Raw genomic sequence first — 22,102 nt, forward strand, 5'->3', positions numbered from 1 at the left:
GCTTCTGAAATGGAGCTCACCTCGCGCTTGGAGCAGGTTTTGAGAGTGTGACAGTCACAACTTATAAAAAAGACTGCAACAGGCGTCGCAGTCTTTTAACGATTAATAACATTTAAGTAAAAACCTTCTCCCGTAGCACTCTCTAATAGTCGCTTCGATAAGGATCAAATATCTTCTTCAACAACTCTTGAGCCAGGCCATAAATTAAGGCCAAAACCATACAGTAGAAGAAGGAAGAAATCCAGAAATAAGCTGTTCCCATCAGGGAGGAAGCCAGCCAGAAGATAAACCCATTCAAGACCAGGTTAAATAAACCCAGAGTCAGAAAGTTGATCGGCAAGGCTAAAATTCTCAAAATCGGGTAAACCAACTTGTAAAGGATAGCGATGACTAAAACCACAATCACCGCCGAGGCAAAGTCTTGAATATAAACCTCTGGCCAGAAAATCCGGCCCAGTCCTTGGAGGAGGATGGCTTGGATCAAGAGACGAATAATATTTCTAATCATGGTCGACCTTAACCTTCTCCACTTCCTTAATTTGACGTTTGTTTAAGTCCCGATAGACCGGTTCCACATCGTCTTCACGCTGTGTGTAGGCCTCTTGGCGCGGATTGGTCCGCTGTCTAGTGCCTTGTCCCCCACCAAAGAAAGTCCGCTTAAAGTTAATCACACTTTCATTAGGAATTAAAACCATCAGGGCCAGGTAGATAAAAATAGCCAGGTAGCGTAGCGGGGTAAAAAGAGCCACCGCAAAGGCAATCCGGAGCCAAACTGCGGAAATGCCAAAGTAGTCAGCAAAACCACCACAAACCCCAGCAAACACACGGTTGGTTAATGAGCGTTTCAGTGCTTTCATAAAATCTCTCCTTATCTTGATTAAAACAAGTACTATCGATCCCGCTGTTCAAACGATTGAGAAATCGCTGCTAAGATATAAACAAAATTAGGTATTAGATAGCGGGATATAAGAATATTTTACCATAAGCACGCTCAAGACACGACTCTCCCTGCCTGACAAACAGCGAATTTAAAGGATTCTAAAGAATTCAGAGTGCGACGGGTCGTCAAAGATCGATAGAGCTACGCATACTATATCTGTACGTTGCTTCGCTTCCTACAGCTATAGCAACTAGAGCTAAAGAGCAAAAATTCTTGAAAAGAATTTCTTGCACTTTAGTGAAGTGGAGATCGATCTGCACCCGGAGCACGTTTGGATAGAGTGCGACAAGCGCAAAAAGAGGGGAGACCATTGGAAGAGGTTTGTAGAAAATCCTCTTTGAGGATTTGCAAAAGCCTCTGAAATGGAGCTCACCTCGCGATTGGAGCACGCTTGGAAAGGATGTGAGGAAGGACCAGGGAGGGAGATTCCCTACCCCTCCACTCCCGGCAAACCTTGCCAGTGACATTGGCTGCCGCTAGGGGTCATTTCGACCGCTAGCTGGATGGGTAATTCCTGTTTCAATTCTTCCCGGTGGGAGATGACAGCAATCAAGCGGCCCGAGCGTTGGTGGAGGTCCACCAGGGTATCGAGGGCCTGTTGGAGGGTTTCCGAGTCCAGGGTTCCGAAACCTTCGTCAATAAAGAGCATACCCACGTCAACCGTCCCAGCTTCTTCCTGGATCACATCACTAAGTCCCAAAGCTAAAGCCAGGGAGGCTTGGAAACTTTCGCCTCCTGACAGGGAATGGACGCTGCGCTCGCTAGCCGTATAGGAATCGAAAACATTGAGGTTAAGCCCCTTAGCCTGGTTGCCACCAATCTCGTCCTCCGCTCGTTTAAAGTAATACTTGCCATTGGTCATTTGATAGAAACGCTGGTTAGCCCGCTCGACGATCCAATCCAAGTAAATTCCTAAAATATAGCGTTGGAAGGAAATCCGCTGACTCTTGTTGAGCTTCCCATTAGCGACATCCGACAACTTCTTCAAGTCACCAAAGCTCTGGTAGCGGTCTTGGTAATCCTGCCATAAGTCAGTCAGGAGAGCGACTTGGTCCTTGAGCCGGATTAAATCTTCCCGGTCCTGACTTAATTGGCTAGCGGCTTGGGCATAGCTTTGGTCGAGCTCGCTTTTTTTCTTTTGGTAAGTGGCTTGGTCTTGATCAATAGCCAAGTCTTTTTCTTTTGCCTTTAAGGCCTCCAGCGACTTTTTATAGGCATATACCTGGTTAGAATAAGCAGATAGAGTTTGGCTGATGGCCTGCCAGTCCCGATCACTTTGGTGGAGGGCCTTGACCTGGTCGTCACTGAGATCCGATTCTCTTCGGGCTTGGGCTAAACGCTCAGCAATGGCCTGAGACTGTGCTTGATTTTTCTTAACCGCCGCTTCTTGGTAGTCCCGCTTGGTGGTTAAAACGGCAGCTTTTTCTTTCAAAGCTTGCTCTTTTTTGGCTAATTTTTGTGCTAAAGCTTCCAAGTCTTTGGCTTCCGTCTTAAGGGCTTGGGCTTTTTCTTCTAAGGTAGCTTGAGAGTCTCCAATCAAGAGAGTCTGGGCTTGTTTGAGTCGGTCTTTCACTTGATCCAAAAAAGCTTTCTGGCGGCTGACCTGGCCTTCACTTTTAGAAAGTTCCTGCTTAAGGGTTTGCAGCTGAATTTCTTGGCCTTTGACCCTTTCCTTTTCTTCCGCCAGGGCTTTTTGATTAGCCTGGTCTTTGTCATATTTCTCTTGGTAAGCCGCACTGGCTTGCTTATAGGCGCTTTTAGCTTGGTCCAGCCGGTCTTGCCAGTCAGTGATAGTGGCCTTAGGGTCAAAATCATATTGCCTGCACAAGTCGGCCCGACTCTGCTTGTGGTAGTTGAGGGCCTGGCTAGCTTCTTGGTAGGCTTGGCTAGTCTTTTGAGCCTGGGATTCTAATTGGTCCACTTGGCCATGGTCCAGGTCTTCAGTGGAAGTATCAGCGCTGACTTGGGCCGGATCAGGATGGTCCAAGCTCCCACAAACTGGGCAAGGACTTTCAGGGATTAAATTCTGAGCCATGATCCCGGCCAGATTGCGCTGGTAGGCCTGCTTAGCATTTAAATAGGTCTGGTTGGCTTTTTGCCAGGTATCTTCCGCCTGGTTGAAGTCCGCTTCTCCCTTTTTAATGGCTTGGTCGAAGGATTGGACCTGGTCGAGCCCGGCTTTTAAGTCAGTCAATTGGCGGCCGGACTCTTTGACCGCTTCCTTTTCCTGGTTCAGGCTGTCGGGATCAAGAATGGCCTGGCTTAATTGGTCCAATTGGGCCTGTCCTTGGCTGATGGCTTCTTCTAGACTAGCGACTTGGCCTTGCCCTTTTTGATAGCTGGCCTCTAGGTTTTCTAATTCAGTCTGACCGTCCTGGACTTCCTTTTGGGTGCTTGTATAAGTGGTCCAGTCCTTGAGGCCAGCTTGAACTTGGTTGATGGCTTCTTTAATTTGCGGCAAGCGGTCCAAGTTTTCTTTTTGATCCTCCCGCTCCTTATCATAGTCAGCTTTGGCAGCTTGATAATCTTTTTCCTCCTGGTCCAGTCGGGCCTGACTTTGGGCCAGGTCCTTGGCCTCTGCTTGAGCCTGGGCTTGGTCTTTTAAGGCCTGGTAAAAGGATAAAGACCCCTGGTAGTTTTGATAGGCCGTTTTTAAATCAGCCATCTGGCTTTGCTTGGCTTCTAGGCGGTCTTTTTCTTGTGCCAGGTCGGCTTGAGCGTCAAAGTAGTCTAGGACTTGGCTGAGCTGAGTTCGCTTGGTTTCCAGTTTTTCCAACGCTTGGCTAGCTTGTTTGAAGTCTGCTTCTTTGGTCGCTAAGAACTCAGCCAAAAGCTGGCCTAGCTTGGCCTCCCCCTGGTCTTTTAAACGATCTTCTAACAGCCCTTGGTCTTCTGGACTAAGCAAAGTCTTTAAGCGTGCTTGGGCCGCATCATGGTTTTTCTTAAGGCGGTCTAAGTCGCTCTTGACCTGGCTATATTGGTCTTGCAAGTAGTCTTGGAAGCGGTTAATGGCCTCGGTATGGAAGATGTGGGTAAAAATTTCCTCCTTTTCCCGACTTGAGGCTTCCAGCAGACGCTTGAACTCGCCCTGGGGCAGCATGACAATTTGGGTAAATTGGGACTTATCTAAACCAATGGCAGCTTTGAGATAAGTTTCTAGCTCATTTTTCTTTCCCGACACCAACTTGCCGTCAACATTGACTTCCAGAACTTCAGAAGGATAGGCCTTGGACCGCCCTTCCACCGCTCCCGGCCCTGTCTGTTTGGGTTGGCGATAGACCTGGTAGTGGTGGCCATCACTGTCAAAGGTAAAACGCACATAGGCCAGGTCCAAGTCGGTGGCAAAACGGGACTTGAGCTCGCTGGCTTCCCGACTCGATCCCGAAGCGCCCCCGTAGAGGGCATAGGTAATGGCGTCAAAGAGAGTGGTCTTACCCGCCCCAGTATCTCCTGAAACCATAAACAAGCCATAGGGTCTAACTCGGTCAAAGTCAATCACGGTCAGGTCCCGGTAAGAACCAAAGGCATTCATTTCTAAACGTAAGGGAATCATGGTCCACTTCCTTTCTCAGTCAGCTAGTCGTCTTCCTGGTCTTTTTGCGCCACTAACCAGGCCGTCTCCACTGCTTGACTTTGTGTTTCGGTCAGAGGCTGGCCCAGGGTTTCTTGGTAGAAGTCAGCGAAAAGTTCTAAGGGGTCAGCCACTTGGCGGCTGAGCTTGTCTTTACTGATTTTTCCCTCAATCTGGGCGCTGACCTGGCCGATATTCACGTATTCCAGGTTCATAATATTGGGATAACTATCCCGCAGCCGGTTCATCCCGTCATGGACCGGGGTCTGGTCAGTCAGTTCAAAATAAATATAGTCCTCCGACTGCCCCGTTAAAGCCTGGTCAAAGCTGGTTTTAATCACTCGGACATCGTGTTGGGGCTGGATCATATGCTTGGTGACTTGGATTGACTCCTTGGTTAAATCCACCTCCAAATATTGCTTATGGTGGTGGGCTTCGGACTTGGAATATTTGAGCGGACTGCCACTGTAGCGGACATGTTCGCCTTTGACCCGTTGTGCCCCGTGCAAGTGACCCAAAGCCACATAGTCAAAATCTTGAAAGACTCGGCTGGGCACATATTCGGTGGTACCAATCGATAAGGGGCGCTCCGACTCCGATTCTTCTAAGTCAGCCCCGGCTTCCTCCAAGCTAGACGAAGTCACGTAGCCATGGTAGACAATCAAATTCAGGCGTTCAGGATCAAAGGATTCCTGGTCCTTAATGGCTTGGACCTGTTTGGCTGCGGCCTTTTCCAAGCTGTCAATGGTCGGGTCTTGGTAGAGCTCGCGGATGACCTGGTAATCGGCATAGGGAAGGAGGTAGACCCGGGCCCCTGGTAAATCGACGTGTTGAGGAACTTTTTGCGGCAAACCCGCCAGGTGGATATTTTGCCGTTCATAGGCCCGGGACCCGTAGGCAATCCGCTCGCCAGCATCGTGGTTACCAGCAATAATCGCCACGGGGCAGGCCAATTCCACCATCAATCGGTCAATCAGTTCATTGGCCAAGCGGACACTATCCCTGCTGGGTAACGACCGGTCATAAAAGTCGCCCGCAATAATCACCAAATCAGGCTCAAGCGCCTTGAATTCATCAATCAGCTGGTGGAGGACCACTTCCTGGTCAGCCAACATGGACCGGTCATTAACAATCTTCCCAATATGCCAGTCGGAAGTATGGATAATTTTCATGGGTCAGCTCCTTATAATAGTATTTAAATTGACAATTAGTCTTGAAGAGCATTCGTTCTGCTTTTGAAATTTGCTCCTTGAAAAGCCATGGCACCGGCTCGAGCCAAGGTCTCTCACCTAGTGAGACTCAAATGGCTCGTAAGGCGGCTCGCCAACGATCCAGCTACGCATACTGAATCCGTAACTCGCTTTGCTTCGAACGGCTTCAGCATAATTCGCTTCGAGTCGGGTTCGGTCTGGCAGCTTTCGTGTCACTTCACAAGTTCCCACCGCAGTTCTGTAGACTGCTTTGGTAACTTGCTCCAGTGAACGAAAGCTTAGCGCCAGCCCTCACACCCTGATGCTTGCTTGTTCATGGCTAAGGACCAATTTCAAAGCGCCACTGCTGCTCACAGCTATTTAACAAAACACATTTCTACCATAACTATCCCTAAAAAATAGGATAACCGCCTAATCAAAACGTGTTCCAAGCGCAGAGCAAGCGTCCACTTCAGAAAACGACAACGAATTCTCTAGTTGAGTTCGTGCGCCAGACTTGAAGTTGCTTCAGAAAATTCCAACGCACAGTTTTCTGTGCTTATGGTATTTTCCTCCAGCAATTCAAGTCTCTAGCGGCGCCCTCTCATCCTTTTTGAGAATTTTTACGCCTTTTTCTTCCAGTGGTCTTGCTCTTTGGCGCGCTTGTCACACTCTCAAGAAAAACCAAGCTCCCCACTTGGAGAGCTCGTTTAAACATAAATTTTCATTATTTTTTATTTAATAGTGGCTTGAGGTATTGTCCTGTATAAGATTTCTTATTCTTAGCCACTTTTTCCGGGGTTCCGGTGGCGACAATGGTTCCGCCGCCGTCTCCGCCTTCTGGTCCCAGGTCAACAATATAATCAGCGGTCTTAATGACGTCCAAGTTGTGCTCGATGACTAAGACGGTATTGCCCTCGTCCACCAAGCGTTGGAGAACGCCAATCAGCCGTTTAATGTCGTGGCTATGGAGACCCGTCGTGGGTTCATCCAAGATATAGATGGTATTGCCACTAGCTACCCTTTGCAGTTCACTAGCCAGTTTCATCCGTTGGGCTTCCCCACCAGACAGGGAGGGCGCTGGTTGACCCAAGGCCACATAACCTAGTCCCACATCGGCGATAGCTTGGAGCTTGCGATGGATTTTGGGAATCGATTGGAAGAATTCCAAGGCTTCGTCCACCCGCATATCTAGGACTTCGGCGATATTCTTGCCCTTGTAGTGGACTTCTAGGGTCTCGGCATTGTAGCGGGTCCCCTTGCAGACCTCACAAGGCACGTAAATATCCGGCAGAAAGTTCATCTCCACCTTGACAATCCCGTCCCCCTTGCAGGCTTCACAACGGCCACCCTTAACGTTAAAGGAAAACCGCCCCTTCTTATAGCCCCGCAATTTGGCCTCATTAGTTTGAGCAAAGAGGTCACGGATATCGTCAAAGACTGAGGTATAGGTGGCCGGGTTAGAACGTGGCGTCCGCCCAATCGGACTTTGGTCAATATCGATCACCTTATCCAGCGACTCATAGCCTTCAATGGCTTTCACCTTACCAGGGACCACTTGGGCCCGGTTGAGATGGCGGAGTAAGTACTTCTTAACCACTTCATTGACTAGACTGGACTTCCCTGAACCAGACACCCCGGTAATCAGGTTAAAGCAACCTAATGGAAACTTGACGTCAACGTCTTTCAAGTTGTTGGCCGCTGCCCCTTTAACTTCTAGCCAGCCTTTATCGGTCTGACGGCGTTCTTCGGGCACTTCAATAGCCTGCTTACCCGACAGGTATTGGCCGGTCAGGGAATCCGGGTCATTAGCGACTTGATCAGGGGTTCCGGCTGAAACCACTTCTCCCCCATGGGCACCGGCGCCTGGTCCCATATCAATTAAATAGTCAGCCTGGCGCATGGTGTCTTCATCGTGTTCCACCACAATCAGGGTGTTACCCAGGTCCCGCATCCGTTTCAAGGACCGGATCAAGCGGTCATTATCGCGTTGGTGGAGCCCAATGGAGGGTTCGTCGAGAACATACATGATCCCGGACAGGTTAGACCCAATTTGGGTAGCCAAACGAATCCGTTGGGCCTCCCCACCCGACAGCGAGCCGGCATTACGGTCTAGAGTCAAATAATCCAGCCCCACTTCATCCAAGAAGCCGAGCCGGGCATGGAGTTCTTCCATAATGGGACGGGCGATCTTTTCGTCTTGGTCTTCTAGATCCAGGTCCTTAAAGAATTCAATGACTTGGCCAATGGCTTTTTCCGTCACTTCGGCGATATCCAAGCCTTCCACCTTGACCGCCAAGGCCCGTTCATTGAGGCGTTTGCCGTGGCATTTAGGACAAGGGAGTTCCGCCATAAATTGGCGCATGCTTTCCCGGATCATATTGGAAGAGGAGTTGTGGTAGCGGCGTTCCACATTATTGGCCACCCCTTCAAAACCCATATCCTTGTCGGTGACATTACCAAACTCATTTTGATAGTTAAAGTGGAAAGTTTGGTCGCCGGACCCGTAGAGGAGCAGGTCTTGTTGGTCTTCACTCAGTTCTTCAAAGGGCTTGTCTTGAGGAATATTAAAGGCCTGGCAAGCCTGGTCTAGGAGGGCTGGATAATAACCGGAAGCCTTATTATACCAAGGAACCAGGGCGCCCTCTTCAAGCGACTTGGTCTTATCAGGCACCACGATATCTTCATCTACCTTCATCTTGGAACCGATCCCGTCACACTCTGGACAGCGGCCAAATGGCGCGTTGAAGGAGAAGAGCCGGGGTTCCAATTCCCCCACGGTAAAGCCACAGAGGGGGCAGGCATAGTGCTCGGAGAAGAGAATTTCTTCCCCACCAATAATATCCACCAGGGCATAACCCTCAGTCAGACGCAGGGCAGTTTCTAGGGAGTCAGCCAAACGCGCCCGGATGCCTTCCTTAATCACCAAACGGTCAATGACCACATCAATGTCATGTTTTTTATTCTTATTGAGTTCGGGCAGGTCTTCCACGTCATACATCTCACCATCAATACGGACGCGGACATAACCTTGTTGTTGGACCTTTTCCAGGAGCTTCTTGTGTTGGCCCTTCTTGCCGTAGACAATGGGCGCCAGGATCTGGATCCGAGTCCGCTCTTCTAAATTCTTGACCCGGTCAATCATCTGGTCGATGGACTGACTTTGGATCTTGGTCCCGTCATTAGGACAAATCGGATGCCCCACCCGGGCAAAAAGCAGACGCAAATAGTCATTGACCTCAGTAATGGTCCCCACGGTGGAACGCGGGTTACGGTTGGTGGTCTTTTGGTCAATGGAAATCGCCGGACTCAAACCATCAATGGAATCGACATCCGCCTTCTTAATATTGCCCAAGAATTGGCGGGCAAAAGCTGACAGGGACTCCACATAACGGCGTTGTCCCTCGGCATAGAGAGTGTCAAAGGCCAAGGAGGATTTCCCTGAACCGGACAGACCGGTAATGACCACCATCTGATTACGGGGAATAGTTACATCAATATCTTTTAAATTATGAGAGCGTGCCCCACGCACGACAATTTCTTCTTTCAAATCGGTCACACTTCCTTAATTGCGTGAAAAGGTATTTGCTTTTCTTTTCATTCGCTATTTTGATACAAACAGGTGTTCTCTTTAATAGTTTATCATAAATCAAGCCCCAAACCTAGTATTGTCGGCTTAACCGCCCCAGGCCGAGATGCACCCTTCATTATAACCAGCCAAGAGACGGAATTAAAGCAAAGGACTCTCTTGTATCTCCTAGATGACCTGATCTATTCTATTTCTTCCAAAATTCCGAAATCAGCTCAGCTAATGCTTTGGGATTGTCGACATTGACTTCATGGCCTGAATTGTTCACCAGGCTGAATTCACTATTTTTAATTCCATCATGAAAGCGTTGGCTGCTCTTGCGATTAAATTGATCTTTGTCTCCGCAAATTAATAAGGTCTTACATTCTATTTTTTCTAAATTTGTAGCTATGTTTAAATCTTTCGTTGAGGCTATCAAGCTAATGACTTCATACTTGGCTAGACCTAATTTTTCAAAAGTAGTTTTGGGCATGAGTCTAAATACCATTGCCTGGATGTCCATGAGTAATTTGGGTATTTTGTAGGGAACCCCGATTAAAATTAAGGAATTGACCTTGTTAGGGTAATTTTTGGCATAATCTAAAGCCAGCAGCCCTCCTAAAGAAAGGCCACATAAGTTGACCTTGCCAGGATAATTATTGATGTGACTTTCAAACTGATTATAAAGATTTTGGTAAGTATAGGGTCCATTGTTGAGTAATTCAAAGAGATTGGGAACATAAGTGGTCCAGTTTTCTTCTTTCAAATGCTCTTTCACGTCAGCCCAACTTTTACTGTCTTGACCCAAGCCATGGATTAAAACATTATCTATACTTTTAGCTGTCTTCATCTATCGCCCTCCGTAAACTTGTTTGTAAGTATTATATAATCTATTATTTCATATCAGCTAACAAAACCAAATATAGACTTAAAATCGGCCTTATGATGTATGACAATTATCCTATTTATTGCAATAATATCAATGGGAAACATAAGGAGGGGGAGTATTATGGCGAATAAATTATCCGCTCGCGTCATCAAAATGGGTAATAGTCAAGCAATTAGTTTAAGTAAAACTGCTTCCGAACTCGCAAACCTTCACATTGGTGATCAACTGGAATTAAAAATTGAAAATGAAAGTATCCAAGTCACCAAGAAAGACAATCATTTGAAAGATAAGATCAGAGCCTTCTACAAAAATGGAGGACTTTATGAAGAAGAATTGATTAATTATGGCAATTCAGATGAAGAATGGTAAAACAATTTATATGCCGTCAATAAAATTAGACCCTATCCGTGGTCGTGAAAAAGGAATTATAAGATTTGGTGTTGATGAGAGGATACAAGCCTTCATCGACACCTTTTTTAATGTACAAAAGAAGCCAGGACGCTTAATCCCAACATCTACCATGATTTACCTTTTTCTTCTAATTTTTAATCCATTTCAACAATATCGGCTGCGCCCATGCCACCACAAAAAAAGCCGCTGACTTTCGCCAGCGACTCTAGTGAATTTGACTGCTGTCACAGTCTATTGAAAACGTGTTCCAGTCACACTCTACTCAAACGTGTTCCAGTCACAGGACGAACGTCCGCTTCAAAAACTGGTAACGCTCAGCTTCACTGAGCTTATACCAGTTTTCTCCAGCGGTTTCGTCCTTTATTGTGACTGTCACACTCTACTTCTCTTTCTTAATCCCGTAAGAGTCAACTAATTCAACGGTCCGTTCTTCCCCTTCATGAAGGTTTCCGCTCATTTCATAGAATTCAATTAAGAATTCATCTTCGGTGACGGTATAAACCGCGAAGTTTTGATTTTGAGATTGACGGTAGTTTTCGTGTTTGTGGTCGAATTTTGGTGAGTCATCGGGTTGCTTAGCCACATCGAAGAGACCGTTCCAAAGTTCCACATCGTCTTCAGTCATCCAATCTAATTTAGGACGAACCTTGTGGACATGGTCAGCACCCTTCATATAGATGGCGTCATAAGCCTTGGTCCCTGAGGTATTCGGGATAATGTAGGTGACGCCTTCTGGGTTCACGTGGTATTCTACCCCATCTTTTTCGACTTTTTCGGTGTCTTCAACTTCCCCGTAAGAGAAGTTATCGGAGGTGTAAACCAAAGACTTGGTCCGGGTTAAGTTGTGGTCGTGACCTTGGAGAACCACATCGACATCGAGTTCGTCCGCTAATTTAGCGAATTCTTCCCGGGTCACTTGCACATCCTCATCTTGAAGAGCGTGGTAGGAAGCTGAGTAGATGGGTTTATGGTAGGCTAGGATGATCCAGTTAGCTCCTGCATCACGAGCTGCTTGGATATCTTGCTTGGCCCATTCCATCTGTTCCTTACCAATGGCGCCTTGTTCAGGATTATCTTCCGATTCCTTGTTGTCATTGGTGTTTAGGACCACAAAGTGAGCGCCGTTGTAGTCGTAGGAATAGTAGGAGCCCCCGGTCATAGCATCGTTAGTAATTGGCACATTGGTATGTTCGTTGAAGGCAGTTAAGTCCTTTTCGTCCCCTAGAACCGTGTATTCATCGTGGTTACCTGGGGTGTAGGCATGGGGTAAGTGGAGGTTTTGGTCTTGGGACATGTCCAAGTTGTCTACCCACTCATCTTCCACTTCGGCCACTTCTACAAAGTCCCCGGTATGGAGGGCAAAGTCAGCGTCAGGAGCCACTTCTAAAGCATGGGAAAGGGTGTCTGCCCCGTAAGCCGCCTCGTTATTAACATTGGCATTCCAGTAAGCATTTTGGGTATCGGTATAGTGGATGAATTGGAAAGGCTCGCCCTTTTCACCAGAGGTTCTAAAGGATCCAGTCTTAGAATAGCCGCCCTCGTCAGAACCCACTTGGTAGTAATATTGGGTGTCGGGCTCAAGGTCATCCGCTTCGGCCTTGTAGGAGTATTCGGTCACATCTTGGAGTTCCAAATAACCTAAGGAGCTCCCTTCAGAAGTCCATTCGGTATTGTCGGTTGTGATTTGTTCGTCGGTGAAGTAACCTTCAACTTCTTCCGGTTTACCGTTCTCATCGACAATGAAATTGCCGTCTTCATCTTTTTTCGCCGCCGCATAAATATAGTAGCCATCCTTGTCGCGCTCAGCGTATTCAGAAGTCACTTCGGTCGCTTCTGCAGCGAATTCAACTGGATCGGACATATCTTCAGACTTGGATACTTTCACCTTGGCATCTGGCATTTTGTCGGTGGTATACCAGTTAAAACCCATGGCATCCGTGGTTTCTTCCAGGAGGTTGGTGGCAATCCGGTTAGGTTCATTATTAACGGGAACAGGCGCCACTTCGGGTTTGTCGTCTTGGAGTTCAATTAAATCCAAGCCATTCTCTTCGCCATAGACCGGGTCAACTTCCTCAGCCTCTTCACCTTCTTTAGAATTTTTGGATTCCTTAGCGCTTTCTTGCGAACTATTATCCCCTGAAGCCACGCTCTCTTCGACTGCACTATCGGCCGAAGCATTATCGCTGTTCTCATTCGTTTCAGCGCAGGCCCCCAAGACAAAAATCGAGGTCAGCAAGAGCCCCACTTTCTTGATACGATCATCCCAATGCATACGGTCAGTATCTCCTTTCAAAATATCATTTTTACTTTAAGTAAATCCAACTTGTTCTCACTATAGCAAAGCATTGTAAAAAAGCTGTAAATTTATCGTAAGTTTTAAGTAAAAGTGAAATTATGGTGATAAGACCGAATAATACTGTTGTTTCTATTAATAAAGTTCATCAATTTATATCATTGAGATAATAAAAAAGCCTATAACTTTTCGTCATAGACTCTTTAAGGAGATTATTCATCAATTAAATCACGATAAAAATGATCGACAATGACCTGGCCTTTTTCGTCATAGAGGTCTTGATCAGCGGTTTTTAGATAGTCAATCAAAGTAAGAAGATTCTGCAGCTGCCCTTCATTTAAATGGTTCAATTCGTTTTTAACCTTATCGAGAGTAGTCATGAAATCACTCCTTAATTATCAATAATTCGCTCATTCAATCATAAAACTTTCCTCCTCATTATAACATAGTGCACCGATTAATCGATAATATGAGATGAGCAAGAATTGACTTTCTAACTATTGTGCAATGCAAGCTAGTGTGCTATACTTTACTTGAAGAGGTACTAGGCATTGCAAGATACTAATTGAATTAAAATAGTGAGGGGAGTTGTCCATGTGAACAGTCAATTAAAAAAAGGCGTCCTAGAGATGCTGGTCCTCCAGCAGTTACGAGAGCGGGATTGCTACGGCTATGAATTGGTCCAAGAAATCTCTGAACATATTGCGATTTCTGAAGGCACCATCTACCCACTCCTACGCCGCCTCAACAAAGAAGCCCTGGTAACAACTTATCTGAAGGAATCCGAATCAGGTCCGCCCCGGAAGTACTACAAAATTTCCAGCCAGGGTTTGGCCACGCTCCAAAAACAGATCGCGGAATGGCAAACTTTCGTCCAAAGAGTCAATGCCATCCTTGAAGGAGGTTAGCTCATGAAAAAAGAAGAATTTATTGACTTACTACGTTTCTACTTACATAAACTGCCCAATTCAGTCATTAATGATATTCTGAGTGACTACCAGGAACATTTCCAAATCGCTATGAATCAAGGCAAGTCGGAAGAAGAAATCTGCCAGGAACTGGGCAGTCCCAAGCAAATCGCCAAGGAATACTTAGACAATGAGCGGGTCTTTATCGATGAACGTCCACCAAAAGAGCCCACTAGCCACAAGACCCGGCGCAATCTCTTAATCGCCCTCTTGGTGATCGTCTGCCTGCCCTTGATTTTAGGTGTACTCTTAGGTCTAGGCGGAGGGTTCCTGGGACTACTCACCGGCTTTCTGGCCCTGGTTTTTACCATTTTTGTGGTCGCTATCACCCTGCTAGCCAGCCTAGTTAACCCCCAAGCCTTTATCAGTGGACCCATCCAACTGGGCTTATTGAATGAGCTCCATCCCTTAACCAAGGTTTTTGCGGTAATCTTCTGCTTCTGTATAGCGATCATTATCATCTACCTAGTCTTTAGGCTGATTAAGGGCTGCTGGAATCTGATCAAGAAAACGTGGTATGCCATTCAATGGCGGCGCAAACGAGGTGATTACTAATGAAGAAACAAGGCAATACTGTCGTTCGTAGTATCTGGACCCTCTGTGGGGTCGCTTTTCTAGCCCTGGTTTTAGGATTAATGTCCTTCTTTTACTTTGATTATGACCATATCGTCAGTGAAATCCAAGCCTACCAGGTCGAACAAAACGCTGACCACCGCCAATTGGTCTATGAAAAGAACTTTGACACGAGCTTTGATCTGATGGAAATCGATATTAAAGACCACAGTGAAATCGAAGTCATCCCTGCCGACACCTATTCCATCAAGATCTGGGACGTTAAAGGCGAGGACTTGAATAATGAGGAAATTCCTAATGATACCAAGTTCTTCGATGTCCAAGATGATGGGGCCTTCTTAAAAATTAATGAGAAGATTCTTGGTACCGGTCAATTCCGTCGCCACCCCATCCGCATCCAAATTGCCGGACCGGACTTCTCCCAAAGTCGTCTTAACGCCAGCGGGAACTATGCTGATCTCAGTCTCAACCAAGCCCTCAAGGACCTCTATTGGGAAGTTTACGACGGCCAAGTCACCATCAAGAGTCCATCCACCTTTCCTATGACCTTTAGTGGCGACGATGTGGCAATAGATATGACGGTCGACGAGGCCAATGCGACCTTGTCCTTCAACCACGGTTATTCCCAAGCAACCATTAATGGGCGAAGCTTGGAAATCCCAGCAAGTCAAGACCTTGACGACTTGGCTACTGAAGAACGCACCAGTCAGCCTGACCAACCCTTTGTCCACCAAATTGGTGAGGGACGCGACCCTATCCACTTCAATGGTGAAGATAACACGGTGAGTGTCCGCTACCCAGAAAACTAAATCCCCCTAGAAAAACAAACAAGCCCAGGAGTTAATCAAAAGCTCCCGGGCTTGTTTTGTAAGTTGGTGGTTAATTATTGTTGTAGTAGTCGCCTTTTTTCATATCGTTGAAGATCACGTGGACATGGTCTTTAGGAGTCTTGGCGTGCTTAGAGATACTTTCAGTGATTTCCTTAGCAATGGCCGCCTTGACTTCCTGGGACCGTCCTTCGATAAGTTGAATGTTTACAACTGGCATAGCTAAAACCTCCTCATAAGAATTTAATTTAAATTATACCTTAAAAGAAGAAAAGCGATCAATCCAAGAAGAGATTTTTTCTCGAACTGATAACTAAAAAATTTGATGTGACTGTCGCACTCTATCCAAATCTGCTCCGGGTGCAGATCGATCTCCACTTCACTAAAGAGCAAGAAATTCTTTTCAAGAATTTTTGCTCTTTAGCTCCAGTTGCTATAGCTGTAGGAAGCAAAGCAACGTACAGATATAGTATGCGTAGCTCTATCGATCTTTGGCGCACCCGTCGCACTCTATAGTTGAGCTCGGTCGCCAGACTTGAAGTTGCTTCAGAAAATTCCAAGGCACAGCTTTCCTGTGCTTGTGGTATTTTCCTCCAGCAATTCAAGTCTCTGACGGCGTCCTCACATCCTTTTCAAACGTGTTCCAAGCGCAAGGCAAGCGTCCATTTCAGAAAATGACGACAAATTCTCTTTGAGAATTTTTACGTCTTTTTCTTCCAATGGTCTTGCCTTCTTGCGCGCATGTCACACTCTATCCAAACGTGCTCCAGTCACAGGACGAACGTCCACTTCAAAAACCGCCAACGCTCAGTATAGCTGAGCTTATGACGGTTTTCTCCAGTGGTTTCGTCCTTTGGTGTGACTGTCGCACTCTATTTACATTTCAAGATGCTTTCCTTGAACCATTCTTTGAAGCGGTTGCGGTCGATGGTGGTTGGAACGACGCAGTTTACGGGGCGGTCGGTTTTGTGGTCGAGGTCAACGACGGTTTGGCCGTAGGTTAAGGGACTACCGAGTTCCACTTCGACATTACATTCCACTTCTTCAAACATTTCGGGTTCCAAGAGGTAAGCGATGGCGGTTGGGTCGTACATTTCCCATTCTTGGTTGGTTTGGGCTGACCGGTAGTGTTGGAGCATGGAATGGATCATCTTCCCGGTTTCGGTTTTCTCCGCCAATTCTGCAGCTTCTTCCAGACCAATGGTAGCAATATAACCGATATCTAAACCTACCATCACGGTCTTGACTGAGGATTGGAGCACCATTTGGGCAGCTTCAGGGTCAGTTCCGATGTTAAATTCGTCCATAACATGCTTGTTGCCCCGAGTGAAAGACCCACCCATGATGATAATCTCTTCGATCTTGTCTTTGACTTCTGGATACATGGTCAAGAGCAGGGCCACATTGGTTTGCGGGCCAACTGCCACGATAGTAACTTTTTCATCGCTTTCCATTAAGACCTTGCGCATGGCGAGAACGGCGTGTTCTTCTAACAGTTGACTCTTGTCCGGGTCAGGGAAGTCGTAACCGTCCATACCAGATTCGCCGTGGACTTCAGAAGCATCGGTAAACTCGGTTAAGAGCGGTCCGTGGTTACCAGCAGCCACGGGGATATCTTTTTCAAAGAAGTTGACTAATTTTAAGGCATTGGTGGAGGTCTTTTCTAAGGCCACGTTCCCACCCACAGCTGTAATCAATTCCACTTGGACCTGGTCCGAATTCAAGAGAATAGCAGTCGCAATCGCGTCATCAATTCCGGGGTCTGTATCAAAAATGACTTTTCTTACCATGAAAAAATTCCTCCTTGTAAATACTAAGTAACTTTCAATTCATAACTTATTAAATTGTCTAAACCTGTTCCAGTCGCACTCTTCTCAAACCTGCTCGGTGACAAAAGTGAACTCCGCTTCAGAAATATTTGCTAATCTTCTTCGAAGATTACCGCATATTTCTTACAGCGATTCACTTTTCCCATCACCTCACACTCTATAGTCGAGTTCGGAAGGGTGAGGGGATGTCCTTTCAGAAAAGTTGAACGATCAACAAGTTGATCTTATCATCTTTTCCTCCAAGGAATCTCCCTCACTGATCCTTCCTCACATCCTTATCTCTAGAATAAAAATCCAACGATAGTCGCGGTAACCATGGAAGCCAGGGTGGAGACGAGGACGATTTTTAGCGAATACTTGGCCACAACGTTACCTTGGTGGGCGTCGATGGCTTTGACGCCGCCGATGACCATGCCTAGGGTACCGAAGTTAGCGAAACTCATGCAGTAGGTCCCCATAATGGCGGCGGTTTTTTCACTTAAACCTTCTAGGGCCGAGAGAGAAGTCATGGCCACAACTTCGTTGGCTAGGACTTTTTGGGCCATGACTGAACCGGCTTGGACCATGTCTTCTTTAGGAACGCCCATCAAGAAAGCGAATGGCGAAAAGACATAGCCGACCAACTCGGTAAAGGAAATATTGATCAGCCCTTCAAAGAGACTGTTCAACATGGAAATCAAAGCCACGAAACCAATCAGCATAACAGCCACGATCACGGCCGTATTCCATCCGGTTACCATGTAGTCACTCAGCATAGAGAAGAAGGGTTCTCTTTCCTTTTCTCCTTGAGCTTCCTCAGCTTGGTCGCCTTCAATGCCTTCCCGTTCCTGGTAGGCCTGGGTACCTTTGGCAATCTCTTCCTTGTCATTATAGGGGTTAACGATCACAGAAACCGCTAAGGCCGACAGGAGTTGCATGAGGACCCCGACCACCACGTATTGGGGTTTGACTAATTTCATATAGGCCGCCAGCATGGAGACCGTGACCACGGACATGGGAATAACAGCCAGGGTAAATAATTGCTTCTCACTAGCTCGTCTGACTTGGTCGACCACCGATAAATAGTTAGTCGGCGTCCCAAAGACGGTAGAGGCAATGGGGAAGTAGGATTCCAATTCCCCAGCCCCGGTCAGTTTGTTGATGCCAAAACCAACCCACTTGACTACAAAGGGCAGGACGCCCAGCCAGTTTAAAACCCCGATCAAGGCGGTAATAAAGACTAGGGGCGCGAGGACGTGGAGGAAGAAGACAAAACCGTCAGCGGTCAATTGAATTCCGCCAAAGACGAAGTTAACCCCTTCAATCCCTTGGGCCATCAGCCAGTCCATCCCACTAGCAATCCCGTTCAGGATAGTTAAACCCAGGCTGGTTCGAAACAGGACTAAGGCCAAGACCACTTCAGCAACTAACATAATGGCCACATTTTTATACTTAATCTGCTTCCGGTCGAAGGACAGGAAATAACACAAGCCAAAAATGACCAGTAGACCCACAAGGCCTTGTACAATACTCATTGAATCACTTACCTTTCCAAAGCTTAACAGCTTATCCATTTATCTAGAAAAGAAAGTCGACCGCCCCCTTTTGGCTTCATTGTTCATTTAAAAACGCTTTCATCCATATTTTACCCAAATTTTCGAAATAATGCTATAATCTCTAAATAATTTTTAAATCATACCCTGTAAAGGCAAATCGATAACGCTTTCAGGTAGAATAGAAAGAGATTAACAGCGCCAGCGAGTTTAAAAGCTCCCTGGGCGCCTAGAGAGGAAGGAAAGTCCCATGGCATATAGTCCTGCATTCTTACAATTACTGGCCGAAAAATTCCCCAACAAGGCCGCCGCATCCACGGAAATGATTAACCTAGAAGCGATTATGTCGCTCCCCAAAGGCACCGAGCACTTTATGACCGACCTGCATGGTGAATTCGACGCCGTTAACCATGTTCTCCGCAATGGTTCGGGGAATATCAAGGAGAAGATCAATGAAATCTTCGGCGACCGGCTCTCGACCAAGCGTCGGGCCGAACTGGCCACCATTATCTACTACCCCGAAGAAAAACTTCGCGCCCTGACTAAGGAAATGGACTCCCAGGCTGAAATTGATGAGTTCTACACCCTGACCACCAGCCGGTTAGTGGAATTAACCCAATTTGTGGTTTCCAAATACACCCGGTCCAAGGTTCACAAGGCTATGAACCCAGATATGGCCTATATCATGGATGAGTTGATCTTCAAGGACTCCATCCTTTCCAACAAGGAACACTACTATAAACGCATCATCCAATCCGTCATTGACCTGGACGAAGCGCCCCGGCTGATCACCTGCCTGGCAGAATTGATCCGGGAACTGGTGGTCGACCACCTCCACATCTTAGGCGACATCTATGACCGCGGCCCCGCTCCCGACCGGATCTTAGACCTCTTAATGGAGAAGAATTCCTTAGACATTGAATGGGGTAACCACGACATGATCTGGATGGGCGCCGCTTCGGGTTCCAAGGCCTTAATCGCCAATGTGGTCCGGATCCAAGCCCGCTATGATAATCTCTCTGTGATTGAACATGCCTATGGGATCCCGCTCCGTCCCCTAGTTAACCTGGCTGATACGGTTTACCGGGAGGCCGACTTGACTGGCTTCATGCCTAAATTAGCCGATGACCATGACTACCACCATGATGAGGTGGAACAATTGGCCCGGATGCAGCTAGCCATGGCCATTATCCAGTTCAAGTTAGAGGCCCAAGTTATCCGCCGCCACCCTGAATTTGGCTGTGACAACCGCCTGCTCTTGGATAAGATCGATTACCAGGCGGGGACTATTAACTGGCAAGGCAAGACTTATCCTTTAGTCAATACTTCCTTCCCAACGGTGGATCCCAAAGACCCCTATGCCCTGACTGAAGAAGAAGACGCAGTCATGGAAGCCCTGCAAGCTGCCTTTCTGGATAGTGAACGCCTACAAAAACACGTAGCTTTCTTGATTAATAAGGGGTCCATGTATAAGATTTATAACAATAACCTCATGTTCCACGGCTGTATTCCTATGAATGAGGACGGCACTTTCATGGCAGCGACTATTGACGGGGAAACCCTGGCTGGTCAGGAGCTTTTGGATAAGTTCGACCAGGTAGTCCGGCGCATGTATGCCAAACGCCAAAGTGATGAAAGTAAAAACCCCGACCTGGACTTTGCCTGGTATCTCTGGCAGGGTGAAGGATCAGCCCTCTTCGGGAAGAAACAAATGGCTACCTTTGAACGCTACTTTATCGCTGACAAGGAAACCCACCAGGAACACCGCAATGTCTACTACTCCTGGCGGGAAGACATTGACTTCGTCCGAAGGGTCTTAGAGGAGTTCGGCATCGATCCCGACAAGGGCCACATCATTAACGGCCACACCCCCATTAAGGCCAAGGACGGGGAAGATGCTATCAAGGCTGGTGGCAAGATGATTGTTATCGACGGCGGTTTTGCCCGGGCCTACCAAAAGACCACCGGACTGGGAGGCTTTACCCTGCTCTATAACTCCTATGGCATGCAGCTGGTCGCTCACCATCCCTTCCATGGTAAGGAAGACGCCATTAAGTACGAAACCGATATTGAATCCACCCGCCGCGTGGTCGACAAGGAGTTAGAACGGATTTCAGTCAGAGAAACGGATATCGGTAAGCAGCTCACTTGCCAGGTTCAAGCCCTGAAAGCCCTGATTGAAGCCTACCAAGCTGGGGTGATTGGGGAGGAAGTGCATTAGGCTAGTATCATTACTTTCACAACTAGGAGGTCATTCATTTGGAAGTTCAGGTTAGACGAGTGGGAAACTCACTGGTTCTTCCCCTACCTAATAGCGATAAGATTAGTAAGGGGATGAAATTTTCGGTCGAACGTTACACTAACGGATCCATTGTCTACACGCCAGTCAAAGAAAATCTCTTTGAAAACCCAGCTATCTTACAATATGCTGACGATTATAGACAAAATGAACTTTTACTGGAAGAAGATATCGAATAAAATTTTTTGCGACAAGAAAAGGACTAGGAGAAATTTCCTAGTCCTTTTTGTCGCACTCTACTACAGAGTAGGCATGTTTTTCAAAGCTTCACGGGCTTCTTCAACGATGGAGTCAATGATTTCTTTGACAGGGCGAATTTCAGTGATGTTACCGGCTACTTGGCCGATGGTTACGATTCCGTTTTCGGTGTCGCCTTTAGTGATGGCGGTTAACAACATTTGGAGGTTGGATTTTTCGAATTCGTCACGGGTAGAGCCGTTGTCGATTTCTTCTTGGAGTTTAGCGACCATGTCATTTTGGATTAAACGGACAGGAGCACCGATGGAACGACCGACAACCACAGTATCGGTTAAACCACAGTTAACGATGGCTTCCTTGTAACCTTGGGCGATTGGGGCTTCTTCACTGGCACAGAAGACGGTCCCTAATTGCACCCCTTCACCACCAAGAGCAAAGGCTGCAGCTAAACCATGACCGTCAGAAATCCCACCAGCAATGATCACTGGAATGTCAACGGCAGCAATCACCGCACGGGCTAAAGGCATGGTGGTCACTTCACCCACGTGGCCGCCAGCTTCGGTCCCTTCACAGACCACGGCATCGGCACCAGCGTCTTCCATTTTCTTGGCTTGACGGGCATTAGCCACAACCGGAACCACTTTGATGCCCGCTTCATGTAGAGGTTCGATCAATGGGGCAGCATTCCCAGCACCGGTCGTTACCACTTTAATGCCTTCGTCAATAATCACTTCCATGATTTCTTCGGTGTTGTGAGACATTAACATTAAGTTAACAGCAAAGGTCTTGTCAGTGATTTCGCGGACAGCTTTAATTTGTTCACGTAACCAGTCCCCTTTACGGCCAGCGGTAGCAATAACCCCTAAACCGCCTGCTTCAGAAACAGCGCCTGCTAAGGGAGCTTCAGCGACCCCTGCCATGGAACCTTGGAAAATTGGGTAGTCAATATTTAATAATTCACAAACTCGGTTCATGCAATCTCTCCTTTTTAAGCTATTTAGTCAACAATTTTAT

At 47.0% G+C, this 22,102-nt stretch carries 19 protein-coding genes; 7 read left to right on the forward strand and 12 right to left on the reverse strand.

The annotated features are described in order from the left end of the window. Positions 1-142: 142 nt before the first annotated feature. The 6 genes from DBT50_RS08360 to DBT50_RS08385 form a co-directional block, all read right to left on the reverse strand. On the reverse strand, positions 143-508 hold the full coding sequence (locus DBT50_RS08360; protein ID WP_111852030.1) for a phage holin family protein: 366 nt from the start codon (positions 506-508) through the stop codon (positions 143-145). After that, positions 501-857: a PspC domain-containing protein gene (locus DBT50_RS08365; protein WP_224785067.1), complete on the reverse strand. Its 357-nt coding sequence runs from the start codon at positions 855-857 to the stop codon at positions 501-503. The genes DBT50_RS08360 and DBT50_RS08365 overlap by 8 nt, the downstream gene beginning before the upstream one ends. 513 nt (positions 858-1,370) lie before the next feature. After that, positions 1,371-4,493 (reverse strand): AAA family ATPase, encoded by a 3,123-nt coding sequence (locus DBT50_RS08370; RefSeq protein WP_111852028.1) that lies wholly within the window; start codon positions 4,491-4,493, stop codon positions 1,371-1,373. 23 nt (positions 4,494-4,516) lie between these two features. Beyond that, positions 4,517-5,683: an exonuclease SbcCD subunit D gene (locus DBT50_RS08375; RefSeq protein WP_111852027.1), complete on the reverse strand. Its 1,167-nt coding sequence runs from the start codon at positions 5,681-5,683 to the stop codon at positions 4,517-4,519. A gap of 745 nt (positions 5,684-6,428) precedes the next feature. Beyond that, complete coding sequence (uvrA, locus tag DBT50_RS08380) at positions 6,429-9,260, reverse strand: excinuclease ABC subunit UvrA (protein ID WP_390624487.1); 2,832 nt, start codon at positions 9,258-9,260, stop codon at positions 6,429-6,431. 217 nt (positions 9,261-9,477) lie between these two features. Beyond that, positions 9,478-10,119 (reverse strand): alpha/beta fold hydrolase, encoded by a 642-nt coding sequence (locus tag DBT50_RS08385; protein WP_224785066.1) that lies wholly within the window; start codon positions 10,117-10,119, stop codon positions 9,478-9,480. 159 nt (positions 10,120-10,278) lie between these two features. Here DBT50_RS08385 and DBT50_RS08390 point away from each other — a divergent pair, with 159 nt between their 5' ends. Continuing rightward, positions 10,279-10,527 carry an AbrB/MazE/SpoVT family DNA-binding domain-containing protein gene (locus DBT50_RS08390; protein WP_111852026.1) on the forward strand — a complete coding sequence of 83 codons (249 nt, stop codon included), beginning with the start codon at positions 10,279-10,281 and terminating at the stop codon, positions 10,525-10,527. Further along, positions 10,502-10,759, forward strand: coding sequence for a hypothetical protein (locus tag DBT50_RS08395; RefSeq protein ID WP_111852025.1), 258 nt, complete (start codon positions 10,502-10,504; stop codon positions 10,757-10,759). The genes DBT50_RS08390 and DBT50_RS08395 overlap by 26 nt, the downstream gene beginning before the upstream one ends. Positions 10,760-10,948: 189 nt before the next feature. Here DBT50_RS08395 and DBT50_RS08400 read toward each other — a convergent pair whose 3' ends face one another. Both DBT50_RS08400 and DBT50_RS08405 read right to left on the reverse strand, forming a co-directional pair. Then, complete coding sequence (locus DBT50_RS08400) at positions 10,949-12,841, reverse strand: purple acid phosphatase family protein (protein WP_111852024.1); 1,893 nt, start codon at positions 12,839-12,841, stop codon at positions 10,949-10,951. Positions 12,842-13,074: 233 nt separating this feature from the next. Next, the gene (locus DBT50_RS08405; protein WP_181566087.1) at positions 13,075-13,242 is read right to left on the reverse strand and encodes a hypothetical protein; all 168 of its coding nucleotides are present in this window, start codon (positions 13,240-13,242) and stop codon (positions 13,075-13,077) included. Between the two features lie 216 nt (positions 13,243-13,458). On the opposite strand from DBT50_RS08405, the gene DBT50_RS08410 reads away from it, so the two are divergent. The 3 genes from DBT50_RS08410 to DBT50_RS08420 are packed head-to-tail and all read left to right on the forward strand — an operon-like array spanning position 13,459 to position 15,212. Continuing rightward, the gene (locus DBT50_RS08410; protein ID WP_111852023.1) at positions 13,459-13,770 is read left to right on the forward strand and encodes a PadR family transcriptional regulator; all 312 of its coding nucleotides are present in this window, start codon (positions 13,459-13,461) and stop codon (positions 13,768-13,770) included. A gap of 3 nt (positions 13,771-13,773) precedes the next feature. Continuing rightward, positions 13,774-14,385: a DUF1700 domain-containing protein gene (locus DBT50_RS08415; RefSeq protein WP_111852022.1), complete on the forward strand. Its 612-nt coding sequence runs from the start codon at positions 13,774-13,776 to the stop codon at positions 14,383-14,385. Continuing rightward, positions 14,385-15,212: a hypothetical protein gene (locus DBT50_RS08420; protein WP_111852021.1), complete on the forward strand. Its 828-nt coding sequence runs from the start codon at positions 14,385-14,387 to the stop codon at positions 15,210-15,212. The genes DBT50_RS08415 and DBT50_RS08420 overlap by 1 nt, the downstream gene beginning before the upstream one ends. A 70-nt stretch (positions 15,213-15,282) precedes the next feature. Here DBT50_RS08420 and DBT50_RS08425 read toward each other — a convergent pair whose 3' ends face one another. The 3 genes from DBT50_RS08425 to DBT50_RS08435 form a co-directional block, all read right to left on the reverse strand. After that, the gene (locus DBT50_RS08425; RefSeq protein ID WP_013669234.1) at positions 15,283-15,450 is read right to left on the reverse strand and encodes a 2-hydroxymuconate tautomerase; all 168 of its coding nucleotides are present in this window, start codon (positions 15,448-15,450) and stop codon (positions 15,283-15,285) included. Between the two features lie 652 nt (positions 15,451-16,102). Then, on the reverse strand, positions 16,103-17,020 hold the full coding sequence (gene rihC, locus DBT50_RS08430; protein WP_111852020.1) for a ribonucleoside hydrolase RihC: 918 nt from the start codon (positions 17,018-17,020) through the stop codon (positions 16,103-16,105). 320 nt (positions 17,021-17,340) lie between these two features. After that, a complete protein-coding gene (locus tag DBT50_RS08435; protein WP_224785065.1) occupies positions 17,341-18,573 on the reverse strand; it encodes a NupC/NupG family nucleoside CNT transporter in 1,233 nt (410 codons plus the stop codon). Positions 18,574-18,841: 268 nt separating this feature from the next. Here DBT50_RS08435 and DBT50_RS08440 point away from each other — a divergent pair, with 268 nt between their 5' ends. Beyond that, entirely contained in the window at positions 18,842-20,812 is a 1,971-nt protein-coding gene (locus DBT50_RS08440) for a fructose-1,6-bisphosphatase (RefSeq protein ID WP_111852018.1), read from the forward strand. Positions 20,813-20,850: 38 nt separating this feature from the next. Then, positions 20,851-21,069, forward strand: a complete 219-nt coding sequence (locus DBT50_RS08445) for an antitoxin of toxin-antitoxin stability system (RefSeq protein ID WP_111852017.1) — start codon at positions 20,851-20,853, stop codon at positions 21,067-21,069. 60 nt (positions 21,070-21,129) lie between these two features. On the opposite strand, the gene DBT50_RS08450 is transcribed toward DBT50_RS08445, so the two are convergent. After that, entirely contained in the window at positions 21,130-22,062 is a 933-nt protein-coding gene (locus DBT50_RS08450; RefSeq protein WP_111852016.1) for an NAD(P)H-dependent flavin oxidoreductase, read from the reverse strand. Positions 22,063-22,102 lie beyond the last annotated feature (40 nt).

The sequence above is a fragment of the Aerococcus tenax genome (genome assembly GCF_003286645.3).
GTDB lineage: Bacteria > Bacillota > Bacilli > Lactobacillales > Aerococcaceae > Aerococcus > Aerococcus tenax.